Raw genomic sequence first — 2,028 nt, forward strand, 5'->3', positions numbered from 1 at the left:
GACGATATTGACTAACAGGGAAATCAACTTTGTTTTATTACATTCAAGTCACAATAAGTACTTAAGCGCTTGATTTCGTATTAAGACGCTGTATAAAAAATGAGCTAAGACCAGTGTAATATTTGTTTATTTAACAACACAAAATTATGATTATAAAGTATTCAGTCGGGCTTGATATTTCGAGCAAAAAAGTAAACGGATGTATTAGTTTAATTGATGACAATCAAAAAGTTACTGTAAAATCGAGTATTGTTTTTTGCAACACACTAAAAGGATTTTTGGAGTTATCCCATTGGATTAAAAAGTGGCATACCCAGTGTGAGATTCCACTTGTGATTTGTATGGAAGCCACCGGGATTTATCACGAGAACTGTGCACTTTATTTATTTGAAAAAGGGTATGATGTTTCTATAATTCTGCCTAACAAAGCCAAGCATTATTTAATTTCTCTTGGATTGAAGTCCAAAAACGATTCAATTGATGCAAAAGGATTGTCAAAAATGGGTGCCGAACAATGCCTTGATTTATGGCAACCAGCGGGTAAATATTTTTATGAACTGCGCCAATATACTCGGCAACATCAGAATTTACAGGAACAAAAGACTGTTGTTAAGAATCAATTACATGCTTTAGAATTTGGTATGTATGAAATTAAAACTGTTGTAAAACAACTTACCAAGGTAATCGAACTCTTTGACAAACAAATCAAAGAATTAGAAAAGATTATAAAAACACATCTAGAAAGCGATGCAATAGTTAAAAAAAAAGTAGAAAATATTTGCCAAATAAAAGGTATTGGAACCTTAACAGTGGCTACTATTTTAGCAGAAACCAACGGCTTTGAATTGTTTAAGAACTACAAACAATTGATTAGTTATTCTGGTTTTGATGTCGTAGAACGAGAGTCGGGAAGCAGTGTTACAGGCAAGACCAGGATTTCAAAAAAAGGGAACTCACACATTCGTCGGGCCCTATTTATGCCAGCATTTACGGCTGTAAAGTATCAAGAACCATCATTTTTTGGACTTTATGAACGAACCTATGCTAAACACGGCATCAAAATGAAAAGTTATGTAGCAGTTCAAAAAAAGTTACTTACAACGATCTATCATCTATGGAAAAAAAACGAAAAATATAATGCTAACTACATTTTAAATATCCAAGAAAAGGAACAGGAGTTTTCTTCTTTGCTCGGCTTTGCAAAAGCCGCATCAATACAAAAAAATAGCCCCAATCAAGTCGAGGCTATACAAGGTAAACATCCAGTGAAAAATCACAGTAGGCTTCCTCTTTGCTAATACAAATTTAGAAAAATAAAGTCGAATAAAATTTGTTTTTTAAGATAGTACCTGTTAGCGGTAGTGTTTTATTTTTATTGTGTTCATCATTTCTAATGATTGTAAATATAATTTTTCTGTCGAAAGGAAATTATTACGAAATTCAAATTCAATAGATTGATCTTCTATGTTGGTCATATAAATAATTTTAGTTTCTGTTTCAATTATTTTGATTCCAAATACCCCAAATTTTTTATTTGCTATAATAATTGAGTCAAATTTAAAAACTATGTCAATTGGTCTTTCGCTCAAGTGTAGTTCTTTATTTTCAGATAGCCATTTATTTACTTTAAAATCAGTAATTTTATTTGTGCTTATTTTATTTTTGATAAAGGACTTTATTGGTGTTTTTATAGTCATTTGGTCATAATATTCTGCTTTTTTTGGAAGCATTCCTCTTTCCATTACAATTCCAAGTTTAGAATTCTGAATTCTATAACATGTATAATCATTTGAACTATTATCATTATACCAATTCCAAACTATTAAAGTGTCATAATTTTTTGTTCTATCTAATTCAATTGTATTAGAATAATATGGCAAATTAATATTAAAAGTTTTTTGTTTTTTTTCAGCACAAGATATTATAATTAATATTATTATGAACGTTTGTAAATAGTTTATTGGTTTCATAATTTTTTTAAGTTCTTGAATTTACGGATTTCTTGTCTTGTCCTAGCCTACGTTGACC

At 30.1% G+C, this 2,028-nt stretch carries 2 protein-coding genes; one reads left to right on the forward strand and one right to left on the reverse strand.

Going from position 1 to position 2,028, the window contains the following annotated elements; all coding sequences use genetic code 11:
- Nucleotides 1-146 precede the first annotated feature (146 nt).
- The gene (locus ACH2CG_RS06690) at nt 147-1,298 is read left to right on the forward strand and encodes an IS110 family transposase (protein WP_395063465.1); all 1,152 of its coding nucleotides are present in this window, start codon (nt 147-149) and stop codon (nt 1,296-1,298) included.
- 54 nt (nt 1,299-1,352) lie between these two features.
- Here the strand turns inward: ACH2CG_RS06690 and ACH2CG_RS06695 are convergent, their stop codons facing one another.
- Complete coding sequence (locus ACH2CG_RS06695) at nt 1,353-1,970, reverse strand: hypothetical protein (RefSeq protein ID WP_395063467.1); 618 nt, start codon at nt 1,968-1,970, stop codon at nt 1,353-1,355.
- Nucleotides 1,971-2,028 lie beyond the last annotated feature (58 nt).

It is taken from the genome of Flavobacterium sp., from assembly GCF_043778725.1.
GTDB lineage: Bacteria > Bacteroidota > Bacteroidia > Flavobacteriales > Flavobacteriaceae > Flavobacterium.

What these genes read in the sequence shown, in the direction of transcription:
- ACH2CG_RS06690 (WP_395063465.1), top strand. Translation starts at nt 147, where the DNA reads ATGATTATAAAGTATTCAGTCGGGCTTGATATTTCGAGCAAAAAAGTA.
- ACH2CG_RS06695 (WP_395063467.1), bottom strand. Translation starts at nt 1,970, where the DNA reads ATGAAACCAATAAACTATTTACAAACGTTCATAATAATATTAATTATA.